Source organism: Enterovibrio baiacu (assembly GCF_004120195.1).
Classification (GTDB): domain Bacteria; phylum Pseudomonadota; class Gammaproteobacteria; order Enterobacterales; family Vibrionaceae; genus Enterovibrio; species Enterovibrio baiacui.
The window spans coordinates 15,276-35,535 of sequence record NZ_SCHN01000014.1; the positions used below are offsets into that span (position 1 = coordinate 15,276).

Genomic DNA, 20,260 nt, shown 5'->3' on the forward strand with positions numbered 1-20,260 from the left:
CAAGTAATATGCTTCATTATTTGTACACAAAATACATCAAAGTCCAAAAACACAGCAAAGATATGCGACTTGATGTATTTTGCTACATGAGGAGGCAACCTTTATGCCAACAATGACCGTTCATAACCCTGATGAGTACATGTATGACTTTCGTCATGTACTTACACACAGCAAGAAAAAAATTGGCATTCTTATAGGAGCAGGGGCACCTGTTAGCATAAATGTAGCCAATGAGGGGTCACCACGAAAGCCATTGATACCCGACATTTCAGGCCTAACAAAAATCGTTTACGAAGGACTTGATGACCCTCTGCAAAAACCAGCTTTTGACGCACTGGCTAGTGAAATTCAAGATCGAAATATCGAATTAGTACTTTCCAGAGTACGATCGCTTTCAGAGGTAATAGGTAGTCACAAGGTTCATGGTTTAGATGCCAATGGATATGACGAACTCTCAAAAAGAATCTGCCATACAATAAAAGAAGTGGTAAATAAAGAGCTACCAGTTAACGATAATCCATATAGCCATCTAATATCTTGGATAAATGGTATAAATCGTGATTTTGCAGTTGAAATATTCACAACAAACTATGATTTGTTATTAGAAGAGGCAATGGAGAGGGCTAGAACACCTTACTTTGACGGGTTTTCTGGTTCGAAGAATGCCTTCTTTGACCCTTCAAGTATATCTAGCAATGATCTACCTCCGAAATGGATTAGATTGTGGAAACTTCATGGCTCTATAAATTGGTCGAAAAACGACAAAGGGGAGGTTATTAGAGGGGATGGCGACACTGAAGGCACAATGGTTTACCCATCACATATAAAATATAATCAAACTCAATCTGCGCCATTCTCTTCCTTATTTGACAGATTGAAAAACTTCCTTCTAGAGCCAGATACCCTATTACTAACTACAGGTTTCTCTTTTGCTGACGCCCATATTACCGCAAAGTTAGATGAATGCTTATCTGAAAATAAATCTTCTGCAATATTTGCTTTTCAATTTAAATCATTAGAAGAAGAAAAGCATGCTACTGAAGCAGCAAAGCGAAATCCTAATATCAGCGTTTATTGCTCCGATGGTGCAGTAATAAATGGTGTGTCGGCTAACTGGATGATTGGAGAGCCACCGAGCAAGAACTGGAATACAATAAGAAGAGAGTATTGGTCATCTGAAAACAATCGATTTGGCCTTGGTGACTTTGTATCTTTTGCAAAGTTTCTAGCAAGTTCAGGAGGATCGAGCTCCTTAACTCCAATAGAAAAAACCTTAGAGACTACTGAGAATAAAATCGATGATTAGCATACCTACATATCTAGGAAAGATTACATCAGTTTCTGGCGCTTCCATTTATGTAGAGCTAACTCCACAGGTCATGTCTGGTCTTCTTGTTATCGAGGGGAAAACACATAGAATCGGCCAGGTTGGAAGCTTTGTACGTGTTCCTCAAGGGTATAATAATCTCTATGGCATAATTTCAGAAACTTCTGAAAATGTTGAAAATAACTCATCAAGCAACAAAAATTCCAATAGACAAATAAAAGTCGAGTTAGTTGGTGAGGCTATAGGATGTGACTTTGAAAGAGGAATAAGTCAATTTCCTTCAATAGCCGAAGAAGTTCACCTTGTAACAGAAGATGACTTAAAGAAAATATATGGTAACAACCAGTATGGGCAAGTGATAATTGGTAAACTATCAAGTTCAGATAGCATAAATGTTAGTATTGACCTAGATAACTTGGTGAATAGACATAGCGCAATTCTTGGTTCTACTGGCTCAGGAAAGTCCACCAGTATTTCGAGTTTACTCCGTTCGATTGTTACTCGTCATAGCGATGAAATCCTAATGCCATCCGCAAGAATAGTTCTATTTGACTTGCATGGAGAATACTCATCTGCATTAAATGACATTTCAGAAGTTCACTCCATTGATGGAAGTGATGATGACGAGAAATTATTAATCCCATACTGGTGTGTATCACCAGAAAGCTTAATTGATTTCCTATGCGGACAAACATCTGATTTGAAAAATAGATTTATGGAGTTAATTGTTGAAGACAAAATTGAGTTTGCGAAAAAGAACAAAAACCTAGAGATAGATATAGATAAAATAACCCCATACAGCCCACTTCCATTTAGACTAAGAAAAATATGGTATGACCTATATCATATGGACTCGGTCAATTGGCGTGAAAAAGAAATGCTAAATCCTGCATATGCTGAAAATGGGGTCGGTGATCCTGAAAAACTAATCGCTCCTCGCTTCTTACCCCCAGACACAAGAAATGAAAGTCTTGTAAAAAAAGGCGGTGATAATAGATGGAAAAAAAGTCTTGATTTAATGCGATCAAGGTTGTTAGACAATCAATATTCTTTTCTTTTATCTCCTGACGAGTGGAATCCTGACAATGAACTAAATTTAAAAAAAGATCTTTCAGATTTAATAAATAAATGGGTAGGTGGAAGCAAACCAATTACTATTTTAGATTTATCAGGAATGCCATCTGACAAATTAGATCTTTTGTTAGGTTCGATGCTTCATATACTTTTCGAGACTGCCATATGGGGTAGAAAACTTGAGTCTGGCATGAAGAAAAATCCATTGCTATTAGTTATGGAAGAGGCGCACCGATATCTATCATCTGATAATAATGGGTTATCAAAGTCAATGGTTAGACGAATAGCCAAGGAAGGACGTAAATTTGGTATCGGTTCGATGTTAGTAAGCCAAAGGCCATCTGAAATTGATGAAACTATTTTATCTCAATGTGGGACTATATTCTCCCTGCGGATAAGTAATTCAACCGACCGTAATCGAGTTAAGTCTGCAATGTCAGATAGTCTATCCGGCATCATTGACTCTCTACCGATATTAAGAACAGGCGAAGCTATAGTCACCGGAGAAGCAGCTAAGTTACCAATGAGATTTAAGTTCAGAATCCCTAAGGAAGGACAATTCCCAAATAGTCACGATCCAAAAGTTTCAGAAAGCTGGTCAAAAGCAAAAAATAAACATGATTTTGACATACTTGTTAAATCATGGCGAAACCAAAAGTTGAAATAATAATGGAGATATAATGGAAAGAGAACTTGTTAACTCATCAAACTTAGTATCAGTTGGTTATGATAACTCAACTGGCATACTGGAAGTGGAGTTTAAAAACGGTATATATCAGTATTTTGATGTCCCTTCTCATATTTATCATGAATTATTAGAATCTAATTCAAAAGGTGGCTATTTACACAGAGAAGTAAAACCAAATTACACTTTCGAAAAGATTTAGTAATTATTGAGGGTGGAGACGCCCTCAATATAAAACAACCTGCGAATTAAAAATGATAGTAAAAAAAATATATCCTCTTGCTTACAAAAACAAAAGAGGGAAAGTAAATTCATTAATTGAAATATGGATGGAAAGATTAGGAAATGCACAGATAGGTCACTATCACCAATCAGAGAAGCTATACTTTAGAGCTAATTTTTCAGGCTGCTCACTAATAGTAAGTTCAACAGTAGTTACTGCAATGCTATTTATGGAACCGTCTGGTTTCTCTCGTTACTTATTGATTTCGATGAGCATCGTATCCGCGTCATTATCAGGGATAGTATCTTTTGCTAGGTTTGCAGAGAAGGCTGAACAGCACCGTTCAGCCGGAGGAAGCTATGGTAAATTAAGAAGACAGTTGGAAAAATTGAACACAAGTAAAGAAAATTTGAGTAATACTGAGCTAGATAAACAGTTAAAGATCCTAAGAATCGAATGGGAGTATATCTCTCAAAGTGCTCCTTTGACATCGTACTCATCTTTACAGAAAATCAAAAAATTAAAGCTAACAAAGTAGTACGTTCACCCAATCAAATTAACAGCCGCCGCATTATGCTCTGGCACTAGGTGTGCACACCTTAGTGTCATCTTAAGGTCAGAGTGGTCTAGCAGTTCCCTGACCGTGTTCAAATCTACCCCCGCCATTACCAGCTTGCTCGCGAAGTGATGGCGGAGGTCATGAAAGTTAAAGCCTTGAATCTGCGCAAAATCCAACACCGTCGCCCATGGCTTTTTCACTTCTTTCAGTGGTACGCCGTTTTTGCCTTCAAACAGATACCGCGATGTTTGGTTTTGCTCTCGCCAGTTAGTTAACGCGTTATAGTCTTCGTTGTTCAAAGGAACAATTCTCCCCTTCTTTGATTTGGCATTGCCGCCACGCACTTGCACATACCTTTCACTAAAAGATACGTCTGACCATTCAAGGCTTAGCAATCACTAACTGGGACACAAACTTTTAGAACACCACGCCCCCTTCAACCAACAAAGAAAACGCAAAAACGTAATTGCTAGATCGCCTATGCAAACGGCCATCACTCGGCACAATATGATCGCTTTTCGACTTTGGGAGTATTAATCCCTGTATCCCAAACACCGATCATCGGTGGGTTTGGATTGGTTCTATCACGTCACATTACGGTGAAAGCACATGAAAGCATTAATGGCGATTTGGGTTGGTTGGCTTTGTTTGAGTGGCGTTGCGTTTGCAGCGAGTTGCCCTGACGTACTTAAAGGCACTCAGCGTAAGTTGAATTCCAACGAAACCATTAACTTATGCGAAGCGTTTCAGGGCAAAACCTTGTTGGTGGTGAACACGGCAAGCCAATGCGGGTATACCTCTCAGTTCGACCAACTCGAAACGCTGTACCAGCAATATAAAGATCAAGGTTTCACGGTGGTTGGTTTTCCGTCAAATGACTTTAATCAAGACCGAGGCGGTGAAGAGGCCAGCGCCAAAGTGTGTTACCTCGACTATGGCGTCACGTTCCCGATGATGGCGAGAACCAATGTGCGAGGGAGCGGCGCTAACCCTGTTTTTGCGGAGGTGGCACGTCAGGCAGGCGTTGAACCCAGGTGGAATTTTTATAAGTATTTAATTAATCCCGATGGTGATGTTATTGCGACGTTTCCAAGCTCGGTATCACCGCTCTCACCTAATCTGTTGTCTGTCTTAAAGAACCAACTAGACAACGGCTAGGCAATCCCTAAGAAGCCACCTTATGCGGCGCACTTCACGCTAATTTGCTTATTTTTCATTGAGGTACTGCATCACCATTCTCTATATTCCTAAGAGGGATTTTAACGGTGAGCGGCGTGATGGGACACAACTTAGACATTCAAAGCATGGTTGTTTTGGTGAAGATGTATGAATTGCGCAATGTGAAGCTTGTCGCTGATGCGTTGGGTAAAACATCGAGCGCCATCAGCAAGATCCTTTCTAAGTTAAAGGTCCATTTTGAAGATCCGCTTTTTATCCAAGGGAAACTTGGCTTTGAACCCACCACCTTCATGGATACGAACCTTGCGCACTTCGAGCAAATCTTGGCGACCTTCGATGCGATCCAGCACAGTGAATTCTCACCACAGACGTTGAAGCAAGAGATCGTCCTTTATGGGCATGCGCTGTTTTGGGATAACTTCGGCAGCAAGCTCTACCTTGCCCTTAGGAAAGAAGCACCTTTAGCAAAAATATCGATGCGCCAATGGAGTTTAGAAGCACGCGCTCGCATGGCTGAAGGGGAAAACTCGGTACTGTTCTGCACCTACGACGAAACACTTCCCCAAGTGATTTTACAAAAGCCGCTATGTGAAATATCTCCGACGTTTTATGTGCGTCATGATCATCCCGCACACTCGTTGGAAGGGTTAAGACAATACCCGTTTGTTATCTCTCGCAACCCTGGTTGGAATGATGTCCGCTACCCCTTGCTTGAGCGTTTGGCGGCGGTCGGTTATCACATCACGCCGACCGCTGAAGTGGAAAACACCATGGCAATCGAATGCATTGTCAGACACTCCGATCACTATTCTTTCACCATGTCCCAACTTATACCTGAAAATTGTCGCGCCATTTCGCTGCCAGCCTTGTCTGACGATAGGGTAAATTTCGTCATGAGTTATCACAGAGCAAAACAAAACGATCCGCAAAAAGAGTGGTTATTTCGCGTCTGTCATCGTGTTCTCAATCAATGTAACGAGTAACCACGAGCGGCTTTCCGCTTAACACTCTCTTCGCTCTATATGAGCAACCAACACCTCTGCACTGGCTCACGTTTGTGCGCAATTCAACGCTGCTCTCCAAAACCCAAATGAGACCTTAGTCACGCAAATTTCCAAAATGGAAACCTCGGGTTTCCTCTACATGCGACTCACATCCCAGTAATCTTATTCCTGTCGAGAGGGGAAACCCGCTAAACATTCACTGAATAAGGTAACCACATTATGAAAAACGTACTCATCATCGCGCTATCACTCTTCTCTGTATCTGCTTTTGCAACTGGCACTGCAGGTTCTAACAACGGCCTAAACGGCGACTTGATTCAACAAGCGACGGCGGCAGGTCTTTCTGGCGAGCAAGCAACACAAGGCGTTGTGACTGGCCACATTAGCTCGGGCATGACGGCAGAACAGATGCGCGACACCATTCGCTAACTGCACGCTAATGGCACGCTAACTGCACGCAACGCGTTCTGGCTTTATCACTGAAATAACAAAAATAACGACAACTCAAAAAGGAAAATACGATGAAAAACGTACTTATCATTGCTCTATCACTCTTCTCTGTGTCTGCGTTTGCAACTGGCACTGCAGGTTCTAACAACGGCCTAAACGGCGATTTGATTCAACAAGCAACGGCGGCAGGTCTTTCTGGTGAGCAAGCAACACAAGGCGTTGTGACTGGCCACATTAGCTCAGGCATGACGGCAGAACAGATGCGCGACGCCATTCGTTAATGGCAGGCTAACTGCACTCTAATGGCAAGCTAACTGCACGCAATGCGTTCTTGGCGCGACCACTGAAATAGCAAAAATAACGACAGCTCAAAAAGGAAAATACGATGAAAAACGTACTTATCATTGCCCTATCACTCTTCTCTGTGTCTGCGTTTGCAACCGGCACGGCTGGCTCTAACAACGGCCTAAACGGCGATTTGATTCAACAAGCGACAGCGGCAGGTCTTTCTGGCGAGCAAGCAACACAAGGCGTTGTGACTGGTCACATTAGCTCAGGCATGACGGCAGAACAGATGCGCGACACCGTTCGCTAATGTCTGGTGATGAAGGAAAGCTGTGGCTGTTCCTGAAAAGGCATGACGATGTTTGAAAAAGAAGTAGGTTGAAAACATGAACATGTATTGGACTGGAGTGCATCATGAGGTGCATTCCTTGTCTTTTTTGCGCATCCTCCTCTATTTACTACTCTGCACCGCATTTATCTTTCTGTTATTGCAACAAATCACCTATTCTGTTGTGACAAGCTCAAAATTTAAACAGTCGTTTTATGTCTAGATGCCGTTCGTCATCTAGGATGTCTAAATACTTACTTTTAATAAGGTTATAAGGCGATGTTAGACAGACTCGATTACCTTCAAAAGCTACTACCTAGCGAAAAAACAAACCGCGTCGTCCCCGTCTATATGTTTACGACTGACGAAGGCTTGCCCGTTATTCTTCGCATCAACATGGGGAATGCACGCAGCGATATTCCCGTCGCGTTAGTCACTTTTGACATTGACCCCATCACCCCGACGTTTCGCTGTGAAATCCAATACCCGAGAGAACACGTTAAACGCCATGTTTACGGCAGGCTCACCGGAAAGCGATTTGTATTGGGCACCACAGCGGTCGATAACTGGCAGACGTTGGAAAGCTTGGTGACAGCCCTTCTTGCTGAACAAGAAGCCGAGCCAGTCACTGAATGACGAACACACACCGCTTAGTCTTTATTCTCAGAGGCTCAGCGGCAGAAGCGGATAGGACGCGGCTTAATACACCACGTATCTTTGCGTTTTTGCATCCCACTTAAAGGAGCGCAAAAGGGTTTTTGTGGCATGTTCAATATCATCTAAAATCAGGTTGATGCCTTCATCGTTAATCGCTTTGAGTTTTGATATCTGGTGATAAAAAACGGTCCACGACACGGTCGCATCATCCCAATACACCACATCTTTCCCCTGACTCCCTTCAGTCACAAAGATATATTCAGGTGGCTCTACATGCGGGTTAGAAGCCTCTGAATCGACATGATAACGGGCAATTTCCGCTTCAATTTCATCAACCAGTTTTTGCTGGCCAGCACCGCAGGCCGAAATGCTGATCAGCACTTCACCGTTGTACTGACTCATGTCTTTCAATATGGGGGAAAGGGCGAGAAATAAGCGGTGCCAATTCAGAAAATCACGACCGAAAGAAATGCCGTTCGCGTTACCGTGTGCAGAAATATGAATACACAGTGGTACCCTGCTTTGGCTTGCCGCGGCGTAGTTCCCATCGATGGATGAAATGTAATCGAGATATTTCACTAAATCCTGTTCACAGAACGCGCTAAGGATCGCGACCTCATGGCCTATGGCTTTGCAGATTTTTTCTAATGCTTTCGCTTCTGACCGCTCTTGAAGCAGATCCATCGGATCAACACATTCGATAATAAAAAGGCGAATTTTGTCTATCACTGGTACGTCCGTTTATCAGTCTGTTGCAGTCAAAAATTTATCATATTTCATACGCAAAGAGAGGACGAAGGCAAAACCTTGAGAGCCTGACGAAAGATCCGCCCGTTCAACGTAGACGCGCTACACACCATGCGAACGCATTCACATCACATCTCTGACGCCTCGCTGTATTGATCCTAAGAAAACCGAAGGTGTTGATTGCCTGTATTAGTTACAACTTCATGCTGACAAGGTATATCTACGGGTGGATTTTTGTATTTTGGTTTTGCTTTTTAAACCCAAAAGAAAGCGCTTTCAAAATGAAGTTTAAAGACAGATAGCGTTTTTAATGACACTGAGTTTCTACGAAAACACCTTATTCAAGAACTGACGAAAAACGGAGTAGCAACATGGAAGTGAGAACGCTCTCTGCAGTTTTTATTGCATTGTCTTCAGCGACAATGCTGTCCTGCACCTCTGACTATGACAGGGAGAATCCATTGATTCAGAACAACAAACATTTCGGATTATCTTCAACGACTGAGATCCTGCTGACCAGTGAAGCGGGCGACAAAATGTCGGTCATGACAAACACGTCGTTCACTGACGAGGCCGCAAGCGGCACGCAGGTCGTGATCCAACCTGATGTGATTAAACAAACCATTTCAGGCATTGGCACCTCGTTCACTGAATCCTCTGCGTTCGTTCTGGCGCACCTTCCTGTTGAAAAACGCCGTGAAGTGATGGACAAACTTTACGCCGACACAGGGGCGAACTTTTCTTTGACGCGCACGCCGATCGGTTCCACGGACTTTTCTGTTGAAGGAAAACTGGGCTACGCCGAAGTTGAAGGTGACAGCGCGTTAAAACACTTCACCATTGCGCCTGACAGCGATGGGTTTTCAAAGGCGAAATACGCAGGGATTCAAGACGAATCGTTTGATGTGTTGCCCATGATCCACGAAGCCATGGCGATCAAAGCCAAGCAAGATGACAACACCTTGAACATCATCGCGTCGGCATGGACTGCGCCGCCGTGGATGAAAGACATCGATACCTGGTTCATCAAAGGCTCGAAAGAAAACAACTGGGAAGGCACGGGCGGAAAACTCAAGCCGGAGTATGTCTCGACCTATGCGGACTACTTGGTGAAATACCTTGAGCACTATAAAGAAGCCGGCGTTGATATTTGGGGTTTAACCCCCGTGAACGAGCCGCACGGCAACAGCGGTAACTGGGAAAGCATGCACTTCACCGCAGAAACCCAGAACACCTTCATCAAAGACTTTCTTGGGCCTAAGTTAAAAGAGAGCGCGTTCGCCGATACCCGCGTGCTGATCTACGATCAAAACCGCGATCACTTGGAACATTGGACAGACGTGATCTTGGGCGATCCTGAAACCGCACCGTATGTTTATGGTTCGGCGGTTCACTGGTATTCCAGCACGGTTGATGTGTATGAAGACGTGATGGATCGCGTGCACAATAAATTTCCTGATTTTGCCATCATTCACACCGAAGGCACGATCGATGACCTCGGTAAACCTGCCCCCAATGGCATCTTGGATCCTGTGAAGTTTCAAGAATCAGGCTGGTTTAACAATGACGAATTCTGGTGGAATGAAAACGCAACGGATTGGGCGTATACCGCAACATGGGCGCCGAACCCTGAAAACCACCCGATTTATACGCCGGTTCACCGCTACGCGCGTGACATTATTGTCAGTTTGAACCACTGGATGGCAGGTTGGGTTGATTGGAACGCCGTGCTTGATAGCAATGGTGGCCCTAACCACGCAGGGAATTTCTGTGGTGCGCCAATCATGATCGACGTTGAAAGCGGTGATGTGTACTACACCCCTATTTACGACGTGCTCGCGCAGTTCAGTAAAACCATTCGTCCCGGCGATAAAGCGGTACAAGCCGATACGCTTTTGGATGGTTTAGATAACGATGCCTTGCATGCCAGCGCCACACTCAACAGCGACAACCTGTTGAGTGTGCAACTGCTGAATACCACCAAGCAGCCTATCGCTTTTGATTTGGTGATTGGCGCACAACACGCACCTATCAACATTCCTGCGAATGCAGTACAAACCGTTCGTGTGCAACTCTAGTGTCAACTTGCACATAAGCACGTTCAAGCAGATGACTATCTGAATATTTTTCAACCGCCAACAGCATAGGGCTGATGGCGGTTTTTTTGTTTATTTTGAGGGATTGATTCAAATTATTTCAAGCACTAAGCATGCATGACGTTACTCTCACATACTTATTTATAAGTTTGTCATATTGGACAATGCTTTCTTGTACACTCAGAAAAAAGGACACAAGTGAATGGCGCGTAAAAACGCAAGGCAATATCTAAAAAGTGGTAAAATTTTTGCGCTGGCATACATAAATGTACTACTTCGTTCACATATATTTGAAACCAATCGCAGTTTAATCACTGCGAGATGATAAATTTCACTGACTTTCTCTCATGAATGTAAGCGCAATGCCCGATTTTAAGGCGATACTCGATCTACATCCGAACCCTTGTGTCATACACATAAATTTCGTGCCGCAATACGCGAACAATGCGTTTGCGAAATTTAGTGGCATGGCGTGTGCGAAAGATGTGCTCGATCTCGAAAGCATTCGCGTGTTATTCGAGGAATCTCATTGGCCAGAAGCACAGCGTCGGTATGAAAATGCTATCCGCACGGGTGTTCCTACGCCACCTCAAGTGATCAACCACACTGACCTTAAAGGCAATCCGATGATTGCTGAAATTACCGATCAAGTGATTGATTGGCATGGTCAAAAAGCCATGTGCACCTTTATCAGCGTGGTCACAGACCAGATTCATCGTGAACGCACTCTGCGTGACATGGCCAATCGTGACGATCTCACCAACCTGTATAACCGCCGTTATTTGGTGGATCAGTTTGGCCGACGCCTGACGATCCCAGATCGCGTCCAATACCTTGCCATTGTGGATATCGACCACTTCAAGCGTATAAACGACACTTGGGGACACCCTGTTGGCGATCAGGTGCTGCGTCAACTTGCACGCTTAATTACCGAATTTAGCGAAGCTGGCGAGTGCGCGTCACGCATGGGCGGTGAAGAATTTGCACTCTTGTTGTGGGTAAAAAACCGAGAAGAAGCACACGCGCGCTTAGAGTATCTGCGTAACAGCATCGAAGAGTTGGTGGTGCGTGTCAGTCATTCAAACAGACAGCCATTGTCGATTCGCAGCACGGTATCTATCGGTACGACAGCATTGCTGGCGAATGAAGATTTTCTCTCCGCAAGCCTGCGTGCAGATGAAGCGCTGTACATGGCGAAAAAGGCGGGCAGAAACTTGGTGATCGATAACGATACCAAAACAAAAGTGCCGCGTTCTTAATCTACACATTACTGGCGGTGATTAGCGCAAATCGATGAAGAGTTAATCACTTTTTAGATTACATCCTTTTCACAAAGTGTTGGATGTCACTCGAGATAATCGCCATTAAAATCATCAAGAGCCCAGTGATAACAACCATCTAACGCCCTTTAACCTCGTTGTTCTTGCGGCTAATCCCCCCTACTCCCGACGCTTCGCCTAATCGTTGCCAGTTAGTGATCTACCTAAACTTATGTGGTAAATTTACAGCCCCTGAATTGAGGCACCATGTTGTATCGTTTCGGTGGAAGATGAAGTGAAGATGGGAATATCTTTTTTTCCATTGCCTGTGATCAAATTTCCGCCACATAAAGCATGTATACTTGTGCCCGCCTTCATGGATGAGTTGTGTTGTCCAAGCGAATTAGCGGTTTTCGCTCGTTTGGACAACGCAATTAATTTGTCATGAACCTGTATTAACGCTGTAAGAGCTTTGTGCAATCCTGCCGCTCAACATGTTTCGCTTGTTGTTTTATTACAAACATCAAGCAGATGAAAACTGTCATTACAGCGACATTTTATCCCTTGGGTAACGTTCGACCGGAGAGAACCCTACATGAAAAAGACCAAGATCGTTTGTACGATTGGACCAAAAACTGAATCCGTTGAGATGCTGACCAAGCTTGCTGATGCAGGCATGAACGTTATGCGTCTGAACTTCTCACACGGTGACTTTGCTGAGCACGGCACGCGCATCGCGAACCTGCGTCAAGTAATGGACAACACGGGTAAGCAACTTGCTATCCTTCTGGATACCAAAGGTCCTGAAATCCGCACTATCAAACTAGAAGGCGGCAACGACGTTTCTCTGGTTGCAGGTCAAACCTTCACTTTCACCACTGACGTAACTGTTGTTGGTAACGTTGAGCGTGTAGCGGTGACTTACCCAGGTCTTGCAGAAGATCTTAAAGCAGGCAACATCATCCTAGTTGACGATGGCCTGATCGAAATGGAAGTACTAGAAACTACAGCAACTGACGTTATCTGTAAGGTTCTAAACAACGGTGACCTAGGCGAAAACAAAGGTGTTAACCTTCCTGGCGTTTCTGTAAACCTTCCTGCGCTGTCTGAAAAAGACAAAAACGACCTAGTATTCGGTTGTGAGCAGCGCGTTGATTTCGTTGCAGCCTCTTTCATCCGTAAAGCATCTGACGTTAAAGAAATCCGTGAGATCCTAGCGGCGAACGGCGGCGAAAACATCCAAATCATCTCGAAGATCGAAAACCAAGAAGGTGTAGATAACTTCGACGAGATCCTTGAGCTGTCTGACGGCATCATGGTTGCTCGTGGTGACCTAGGTGTTGAAATCCCTGCAGAAGAAGTTATCTTCGCGCAGAAGATGATGATCGAGAAATGTAACCGTGCACGTAAAGTTGTTATCACTGCAACTCAAATGCTGGATTCAATGATCAAGAACCCACGTCCAACACGCGCAGAAGCGGGTGACGTTGCGAACGCAATCATGGATGGCACCGATGCAGTTATGCTTTCTGGTGAAACTGCAAAGGGTAAATACCCAGTTGAAGCAGTAACCATCATGGCGCAAATTGCTAACCGTACTGACGGCGCAATGAAAGCTGAAATGGGTTCACGCCTAGACAGCGCTCGCCTACGCATCACCGAAGCGGTATGTAAAGGCGCAGTAGACACTGCTGAGAAGCTAGGTGCTCCACTGATCGTTGTTGCAACTGAAGCTGGTAAGTCTGCACGTTCTGTACGTAAATACTTCCCAACTGCAAACATCATCGCAGTGACCACTAACGAGAAAACTGCAGCGCAACTATGCCTATCTAAAGGCGTAACGACCGTTGTTGTTGACCAATTCGCAAGCACTGACGAATTCTACCGTCGCGGTAAAGAAATCGCGCTAGAGTCTGGTCTTGGTGCGAAGGGCGACATCGTTGTTATGGTTTCTGGCGCACTTGTAACGTCAGGCACTACTAACACTTCTTCTGTACACGTTCTGTAATAGACGTTTACCGAAGCCGAAAAAAGGAGCCGATAGGCTCCTTTTTTTATGGCTGCGAAAGAGCAGAGCAGGAAGAGCGGGAAGAGAGCGGACCTAGGTCCTTGGAAAAGCATGCGAGGTGCGAGGTGCGAGGTGCGAGGTGCGAGGTGCGAGGTGCGAGGTGCGAGGTGCGAGGTGCGAGGTGCGAGGTGCGAGGTGCGAGGTGCGAGCGGGGCTGCACACCCCTATTCACTCAACTCTTTCGAATCTAATTTCTCAGCGCTTCCTGCGCCTTCTCGTTTCTCGTTTCTCGTTTCTCGTTTCTCGTTTCTCGTCTTCTCGTATTCTCGTTTCTCGTATTCTCGCTCCTCGAAACTGCTTTTTCTGCTCTTCCCAGGCCCTAGGACCTAGGACCCGCTCTACCCCGCTCTTCATCCACAAAAAAACCGACAGCGTCTCCGCCATCGGTTTTTCTTGTTCAAGCTGCTTGTGGTATCAAGCAGTGACGATACGCTTACTGACGTAAGGCACGTTCACCGCGAGCAATACCTACAACACCGCTTCGTGCGACTTCGATGATGTCTGTAACGTCTTTCATCGCAGAGATGAAAGCATCAATCTTTTCGCTCGTGCCCGCTAGCTGAACGGTGTAAAGCGAGTTAGTCACATCAACGATCTGTCCGCGGAAGATATCAGCCGTGCGCTTCACTTCTGCTCGCGCAAAACCAGACGCCTTCACTTTGACCATTGCCAGTTCACGTTCAATGTGGTCTGACTCAGTAACATTGCTGACTTTCAATACGTCGATCAGCTTGTGAAGGTGCTTTTCAATTTGCTCACGCTCAGAATCTTTCACCACTGTTGTGGTGATGTTGAGGCGAGACAGTGTTGGGTCATCGGTCGGCGATACTGTTAGCGATTCGATGTTATAGCCACGCTGAGAAAACAAACCAACAACACGGGACAATGCGCCTGGTTCGTTCTCCATTAAAACCGATAAAATACTGCGCATTATGTTCTCTCCGTCTTGCTCAACCACATTTCATTCATTGCACCGCCGCGAACCAGCATTGGGTATACGTGCTCGGTTTCATCAACGCTGATATCAAAGAAGACCAGTTTGTCTTTCATCGCCAATCCACGCGCCAACTCGCTTTCCAGTTTTGCTGGATCATTGATGCGGATGCCGACGTGACCATAGGCTTCTGCAATCGCAGCGAAATCAGGCACTGAATCCATGTACGATTGTGAGTGGCGACCTTGATAAATCATGTCTTGCCACTGCTTCACCATACCGAGGAAGCGGTTGTTGAGGTTGATAATCTTGACGGGAATGTCGTATTGCAATGCGGTCGACAGTTCCTGAATGTTCATCTGGATACTGCCATCACCGGTGACACAAATGACTTCAGCATCAGGAAGCGCGAATTTCACGCCCATCGCTGCTGGTAGGCCAAAGCCCATTGTGCCGAGGCCGCCGGAGTTGATCCAACGACGTGGCTTATCAAACGGGTAGTAAAGCGCGGCAAACATTTGGTGCTGACCCACATCTGATGCCACGTAAGCATCACCATTTGTCAGTTTATAGACGGCTTCAACCGCTTCTTGCGGCTTGATGCGCTCGTTATTGGTTTCATACGCCAGACACTTGCGATCGCGCCAAACGTTGATGTTGCTCCACCATGCCTCAAGCGCGGCAGCATCGTTCGTGCCACCCTGCTCAACAAGGATCTTCAGCATGGTGTTCAGTACTGCATCTGCAGAGCCAACAATGGGGATGTCTACCGAAACGGTTTTCGAAATACTGGATGGATCGATGTCGATATGCATGATCTTGGCATTCGGACAGTATTTCTCGACGTTATTGGTGGTTCGGTCATCAAAACGCACACCGATACCAAAGATAAGGTCGGAATTGTGCATCGTCATGTTGGCTTCATAAGTGCCGTGCATGCCAAGCATACCCAGCGATTTGTCACCCGTACTCGGATAAGCACCCAGGCCCATCAATGTACTGATAACAGGAATATTTAAGGTGTCTGCCAGCGTTTTAATTTGCTCGCCACACTCAGAGATGATGGCGCCGCCACCCACATAAAGCACTGGCTTTTTCGCCTCAAGCAGGGCTTTTAAGCCACGCTTGATTTGTCCTTTATGACCCGTCGTTGTCGGGTTGTAAGAACGCATAGAGATGCTTTCTGGGTATTCATACGGATAAAGATTTGCTGGGTTCAGCACATCTTTTGGCAGATCAACAACCACAGGTCCTGGACGGCCTGTCGATGCAAGATAAAAGGCTTTTTTGATGATTTTCGGAATGTCTTCCGCGTTTTTCACTAAATAGCTGTGTTTTACGATAGGACGTGAAACACCCACCATGTCACATTCCTGGAATGCATCATTACCAATCAGGTTACTCATTACCTGACCAGAAAGCACAACCATAGGAACGGAATCGTAATACGCGGTTGCGATACCTGTAATGGCGTTAGTTGCACCGGGCCCTGAGGTGACCAGTACTACGCCGACTTCGCCGGTTGCACGGGCATAACCATCTGCCATGTGAACCGCTGCTTGCTCATGACGAACGAGCACGTGCTCGATATCACTTTTCTCATGCAGTGCATCATAGATATCCAAAACTGATCCGCCCGGATACCCAAATATATGTTTTACGCCTTGGTCGATCATTGAACGAACAACCATGTCGGCTCCTGATAACATTTCCACTATATGCCTCCATGTATGCATAGTATTAGGACTTATTTGTAGCCTAGTGATGGATGCCAACGTGACGCTTTAATTGCTGCCATCCATGCCAGCTATGCCTTTGATTCCGGTCGTAACAAGAATCAAAACAGCACTGCTTAAACGCGCTAAGAAAAGACGGTAAAAAGCCGTTTTTTTGCGGTTGTTAAAGCAGAACCAACTTTAACGCTTTATTAGCAAATCTGTCTATTGGGTAACCAATATTTACATAAAAACTCTACTTCATTACGTTTTCATCACTAAAGACTCTACAAAGCCTCATTAGCGCAGAATCAAAAACCACAAAAGGAAAGCTAAGCGAGATTTACTGTTTGTATGAAGTGAAAATACAGCGTACTGAAAGGTCTTTTTTTGCTGTGTTGGGACGAAAATCTGGCTAGATCGGGAGGAAAGAGAAATTTCTCGATTTGGATATCACTTTTGAGACACACAAAAAACGCAGAGGTTTTCACCTCTGCGTTCTGTTTTTAGTGCACTTAAAAATACGTCGTGTATTCGATTAAGAATGCTTCTTATACATTGATTCAATTTGCTTTTTATAACGCTCAAGAATCACTTTACGACGCAGTTTCAATGTTGGTGTTAGCTCGCCATGCGCCATGGAAAACTCGCTCGGCAACAAGGTGAATTTTTTCACTTGTTCAAACTTCGCCAACTCTTTTTGTAGCTCGGCAATACGCGCTTCAAACATCTCGACCACATCGCTGTGTTTTATCAATTCCATACGGTCGTGATATTTGATGTTTAGCTCTTTCGCCCAACCTTCTAAGGTTTCGAAACAAGGTACCACCAAGGCAGACACGAAATGACGTGCATCTGCCACCACGGCGATTTGTTCGATGAAGTGGTCTTTACCTAACTTACCTTCGATAACCTGTGGTGCGATGTACTTACCGCCAGAGGTTTTCATCAGCTCTTTGATACGGTCAGTAATGAACAGGTTACCTGCTGCATCAATGTGTCCCGCATCGCCGGTTTTCAGGAAGCCGTCTTCAGTGAAGGTTTCTTCCGTTTCTTTCGGCTTATTGAAATAGCCGCGCATTACCATTGGGCCACGCACAAGAATTTCGTTGTTTTGACCGATCTTCACCTGCGCATTTGGCATCGCAAGACCGATTGAGTCAGGATCGAACGTCGCGCTGTCCCAGCACGATACCGTCGCGGTGGTTTCGGTCATGCCGTAACCCAGTTTGACGTTAATACCGATAGCGTGGAAGAAACGGCCAATCGCTGGCTCGAGTTTCGCGCCACCGCACGGCATCATTTTAATCTGACCACCCAGTAATTGACGCAGTTTGCTCAATACCAGTTTGTCCGCCATTTTGTAGCTGGCGTTAAGCATGGCTGATGGCTTTTTACCTTGCTGTAAGGTTTCAGACATCTTGTTGCCGATCGCCACGGCAGCGCGGAACATGCCTTTCTTCACAGGGCTCGCCGTCGCGACTTTCTCGTGCACGGCGCTGTAAATTTTCTCGTAGAAACGCGGAACCGCACACATCACGGTCGGTTTCACGTCTTGCAGCGCTTCACGCACCGCATGGGTGTTTGATAGGTAACAGTTGGTCGCACCGTTGTGCAGTACAAACAGTGTCCAGCAGCGCTCAAACACGTGCGACAGCGGCAGAAACGCCAATGACACTTCGTTTTCGCTGATAGAAAGCACTTGGTCGTGGCTTTCAAGCTGTGCGGCAAAGTTTGCGTAGTCCAACATCACGCCCTTTGGCTCGCCTGTGGTGCCAGAGGTGTAAATCAGGGTTGTTAGGTCATCCATCGACGCATCAGCAATGCGTGTCTGCATTTCCTGTTCAACATTGTCATTGCCCAATGCGATGAACGCTTTCCAGCTCATACCCATTGGGTGACCGGCAAAGTCAACGTTCTCATTGAAGCTGATGATGTGCTCAAGTGCTGGGCATTGTTCAGCAATCGACATGGCCGCGTCAGCATGGGCTTGATCACCCACAAACAGAATTCGCGCGCCCGCATCTTTTAAGATGTAAGCGGTTTGGTCTGGGGTGTTTGTTGGGTAAATAGGCACAGGCACACAACGGATCTGCAGTGCCCCCATATCTGCAATGGTCCACTCTGCACAGTTGTTCGCAAAGATACCCACTCTGTCCTGAACCGCTAGCCCTGATACAAGCAGAGCACGGGAGATCGCATCAATGTCTAGGCCAAACTGACGCCAGCTAATGTCACCCCAGCCTTTATCGATCTGGAAGCGGAGTGCGGTCTTTTCACCTTGAGCAATCACTTGCTCACGGATGCGGTTCACGATATGAAACTTCAGCGCCATTCAATTCTCTCTCAGCACATCAATCGCCCCAAGAATGCAAAGTGGGGGCTCGCTTTAAAATGAGCTTACATGTGTTAGCTCAAACTTTCAGGCAGTGTAATGCTTCACCTCGTAAATACAAGCAAAAGCCGCTTAAATGTGGCTAAAAATCGAACGATTGTTCTGCTGAACAGCGTTCATTTCAGAGTACACCTGTTCTCTCAAATCATGGAAAAGTGTAACAATCTATATCTGTAAAAAACGCCAGACACAAAAAAAGCCAGCGCATGCTGGCTTTTTAATATGAGCGCAAAAATTACGCTAACGAGTTACCACAAATCGACAACAATTGGTCACGCATCCACAGGTGACCTTTGTCTTTTTCAGCCGATGCATGCCAGCTCAAGTAGCCGCTGATGCGGTTATTGTCTTGTGGCAGCGGCAACATTTTGAGGTTGTCACTGTGATGACCGGTTTCGATCATCCAACGCGGTGCGACAGCAATCAGCTCTGATTGACTCACCACGTAAAGAATATTGCTCAAGCTTACGCCTTGGTAGGCTTCACGGTAACGACCGTCGCGGTATAGCGCTTCGGCGTACCCTTGCATTTCACCGTTACGTTTCAATACCGCATGAGATTCGTTTTGTAACTCTTTCGCGGTGATCGCACTGCCTAAACGCGGGTGAGATTGGCTTGCCACCACCACCAGCTCATCGTTGAACATTTCAGTGCTGCTAAAACCGGCTTCACCAAAGTGCATGTAATCAATCACGAAGTCGATTTCTTGGTAACGCAGTTTACGCGCTACATCGCGATCAAACTCGGTTTCAACTTGCACTTGTACGTTCGGTGCAATCGCACTGATGGTGTTTAGAATTTGCGGTGCGAAACGCATGTCAGAAGGGCTGCAAATGGCCAGTTTGAAGGTGCGTACACTTGTCTCAGGTAGAAAGACGGACGTCGGCAATTCGTTTTTGATCAATTGAATCGCTTGGCGAATAGGGCCGAACAGTTGGCGTGCGCGTTGTGTTGGCTTAATACCGCGACCATTTCGTACGAAAAGCTCGTCGTTAAACATCACTTTAAGTCGAGATACCGCGTTACTTACCGCTGGCTGTGACATACCTAAGTTTTGTGCTGCGCGAGTAATGTTTTGCTCTTGCATCACAGCGTCAAATACAGTGATAAGATTCAGATCCACACTACGCAGTGTTGTATCTGTACGGTTGTCTGAAGCGTTTACCAACTCTTTTTGTGTCATATCTAAACCTTGAGGAGTAGCAAAGTGTAAAACGTTCTATCCGTTCGTTTGCATGCAACTTCTTGCCGAAGAAGTTGTATTTAATGTGCGGC

At 45.4% G+C, this 20,260-nt stretch carries 19 protein-coding genes; 13 read left to right on the plus strand and 6 right to left on the minus strand.

Annotated elements, in window-relative coordinates:
- Nucleotides 1-103 precede the first annotated feature (103 nt).
- From EQP46_RS15725 to EQP46_RS15740, 4 genes are read left to right on the plus strand one after another with little or no spacing between them, the layout of a single operon-like run.
- Nucleotides 104-1,306 (plus strand): SIR2 family protein, encoded by a 1,203-nt coding sequence (locus EQP46_RS15725; RefSeq protein ID WP_205685933.1) that lies wholly within the window; start codon nucleotides 104-106, stop codon nucleotides 1,304-1,306.
- Nucleotides 1,299-3,068 carry an ATP-binding protein gene (locus EQP46_RS15730; protein ID WP_129494553.1) on the plus strand — a complete coding sequence of 590 codons (1,770 nt, stop codon included), beginning with the start codon at nucleotides 1,299-1,301 and terminating at the stop codon, nucleotides 3,066-3,068. Before EQP46_RS15725 ends, EQP46_RS15730 begins: the two co-directional genes overlap by 8 nt.
- 13 nt (nucleotides 3,069-3,081) lie before the next feature.
- A complete protein-coding gene (locus EQP46_RS15735; RefSeq protein WP_129494554.1) occupies nucleotides 3,082-3,288 on the plus strand; it encodes a KTSC domain-containing protein in 207 nt (68 codons plus the stop codon).
- A 52-nt stretch (nucleotides 3,289-3,340) separates the two neighbouring features.
- Nucleotides 3,341-3,847 carry an SLATT domain-containing protein gene (locus EQP46_RS15740; RefSeq protein ID WP_129494555.1) on the plus strand — a complete coding sequence of 169 codons (507 nt, stop codon included), beginning with the start codon at nucleotides 3,341-3,343 and terminating at the stop codon, nucleotides 3,845-3,847.
- A gap of 5 nt (nucleotides 3,848-3,852) precedes the next feature.
- On the opposite strand, the gene EQP46_RS15745 is transcribed toward EQP46_RS15740, so the two are convergent.
- Entirely contained in the window at nucleotides 3,853-4,263 is a 411-nt protein-coding gene (locus tag EQP46_RS15745; RefSeq protein WP_241744755.1) for a tyrosine-type recombinase/integrase, read from the minus strand.
- Between the two features lie 214 nt (nucleotides 4,264-4,477).
- Here EQP46_RS15745 and EQP46_RS15750 point away from each other — a divergent pair, with 214 nt between their 5' ends.
- From EQP46_RS15750 to EQP46_RS15775, 6 genes are all read left to right on the plus strand, one after another.
- Nucleotides 4,478-5,026 carry a glutathione peroxidase gene (locus EQP46_RS15750; protein WP_129494556.1) on the plus strand — a complete coding sequence of 183 codons (549 nt, stop codon included), beginning with the start codon at nucleotides 4,478-4,480 and terminating at the stop codon, nucleotides 5,024-5,026.
- Nucleotides 5,027-5,145: 119 nt separating this feature from the next.
- Nucleotides 5,146-6,030, plus strand: coding sequence for a LysR family transcriptional regulator (locus EQP46_RS15755; protein ID WP_129494557.1), 885 nt, complete (start codon nucleotides 5,146-5,148; stop codon nucleotides 6,028-6,030).
- Nucleotides 6,031-6,270: 240 nt separating this feature from the next.
- On the plus strand, nucleotides 6,271-6,480 hold the full coding sequence (locus EQP46_RS15760) for a hypothetical protein (RefSeq protein WP_129494558.1): 210 nt from the start codon (nucleotides 6,271-6,273) through the stop codon (nucleotides 6,478-6,480).
- A 92-nt stretch (nucleotides 6,481-6,572) separates the two neighbouring features.
- Nucleotides 6,573-6,782: a hypothetical protein gene (locus EQP46_RS15765; RefSeq protein WP_129494559.1), complete on the plus strand. Its 210-nt coding sequence runs from the start codon at nucleotides 6,573-6,575 to the stop codon at nucleotides 6,780-6,782.
- 104 nt (nucleotides 6,783-6,886) lie between these two features.
- Nucleotides 6,887-7,096 carry a hypothetical protein gene (locus tag EQP46_RS15770; RefSeq protein WP_129494560.1) on the plus strand — a complete coding sequence of 70 codons (210 nt, stop codon included), beginning with the start codon at nucleotides 6,887-6,889 and terminating at the stop codon, nucleotides 7,094-7,096.
- A 297-nt stretch (nucleotides 7,097-7,393) separates the two neighbouring features.
- Nucleotides 7,394-7,750 (plus strand): hypothetical protein, encoded by a 357-nt coding sequence (locus EQP46_RS15775; RefSeq protein ID WP_129494561.1) that lies wholly within the window; start codon nucleotides 7,394-7,396, stop codon nucleotides 7,748-7,750.
- Nucleotides 7,751-7,813: 63 nt separating this feature from the next.
- Here the strand turns inward: EQP46_RS15775 and EQP46_RS15780 are convergent, their stop codons facing one another.
- Nucleotides 7,814-8,500, minus strand: a complete 687-nt coding sequence (locus tag EQP46_RS15780) for a hypothetical protein (RefSeq protein WP_129494562.1) — start codon at nucleotides 8,498-8,500, stop codon at nucleotides 7,814-7,816.
- A gap of 389 nt (nucleotides 8,501-8,889) precedes the next feature.
- Between EQP46_RS15780 and EQP46_RS15785 the strand changes: the two genes are divergently transcribed.
- From EQP46_RS15785 to pykF, 3 genes are all read left to right on the plus strand, one after another.
- The gene (locus tag EQP46_RS15785) at nucleotides 8,890-10,596 is read left to right on the plus strand and encodes a glycoside hydrolase family 30 protein (RefSeq protein WP_129494563.1); all 1,707 of its coding nucleotides are present in this window, start codon (nucleotides 8,890-8,892) and stop codon (nucleotides 10,594-10,596) included.
- Between the two features lie 380 nt (nucleotides 10,597-10,976).
- Entirely contained in the window at nucleotides 10,977-11,873 is an 897-nt protein-coding gene (locus tag EQP46_RS15790; RefSeq protein WP_129494564.1) for a GGDEF domain-containing protein, read from the plus strand.
- A 595-nt stretch (nucleotides 11,874-12,468) separates the two neighbouring features.
- On the plus strand, nucleotides 12,469-13,881 hold the full coding sequence (gene pykF, locus EQP46_RS15795; protein ID WP_129494565.1) for a pyruvate kinase PykF: 1,413 nt from the start codon (nucleotides 12,469-12,471) through the stop codon (nucleotides 13,879-13,881).
- Between the two features lie 493 nt (nucleotides 13,882-14,374).
- Here the strand turns inward: pykF and ilvN are convergent, their stop codons facing one another.
- The 4 genes from ilvN to leuO form a co-directional block, all read right to left on the minus strand.
- Complete coding sequence (ilvN, locus tag EQP46_RS15800; protein ID WP_129494566.1) at nucleotides 14,375-14,872, minus strand: acetolactate synthase small subunit; 498 nt, start codon at nucleotides 14,870-14,872, stop codon at nucleotides 14,375-14,377.
- The gene (locus tag EQP46_RS15805) at nucleotides 14,872-16,590 is read right to left on the minus strand and encodes an acetolactate synthase 3 large subunit (RefSeq protein ID WP_129494567.1); all 1,719 of its coding nucleotides are present in this window, start codon (nucleotides 16,588-16,590) and stop codon (nucleotides 14,872-14,874) included. Before EQP46_RS15805 ends, ilvN begins: the two co-directional genes overlap by 1 nt.
- Before the next feature lie 538 nt (nucleotides 16,591-17,128).
- On the minus strand, nucleotides 17,129-18,925 hold the full coding sequence (locus EQP46_RS15810) for an AMP-dependent synthetase/ligase (RefSeq protein WP_129494568.1): 1,797 nt from the start codon (nucleotides 18,923-18,925) through the stop codon (nucleotides 17,129-17,131).
- Nucleotides 18,926-19,220: 295 nt separating this feature from the next.
- Nucleotides 19,221-20,168, minus strand: a complete 948-nt coding sequence (leuO, locus tag EQP46_RS15815) for a transcriptional regulator LeuO (protein WP_129494569.1) — start codon at nucleotides 20,166-20,168, stop codon at nucleotides 19,221-19,223.
- Between the last annotated feature and the right edge of the window lie 92 nt (nucleotides 20,169-20,260).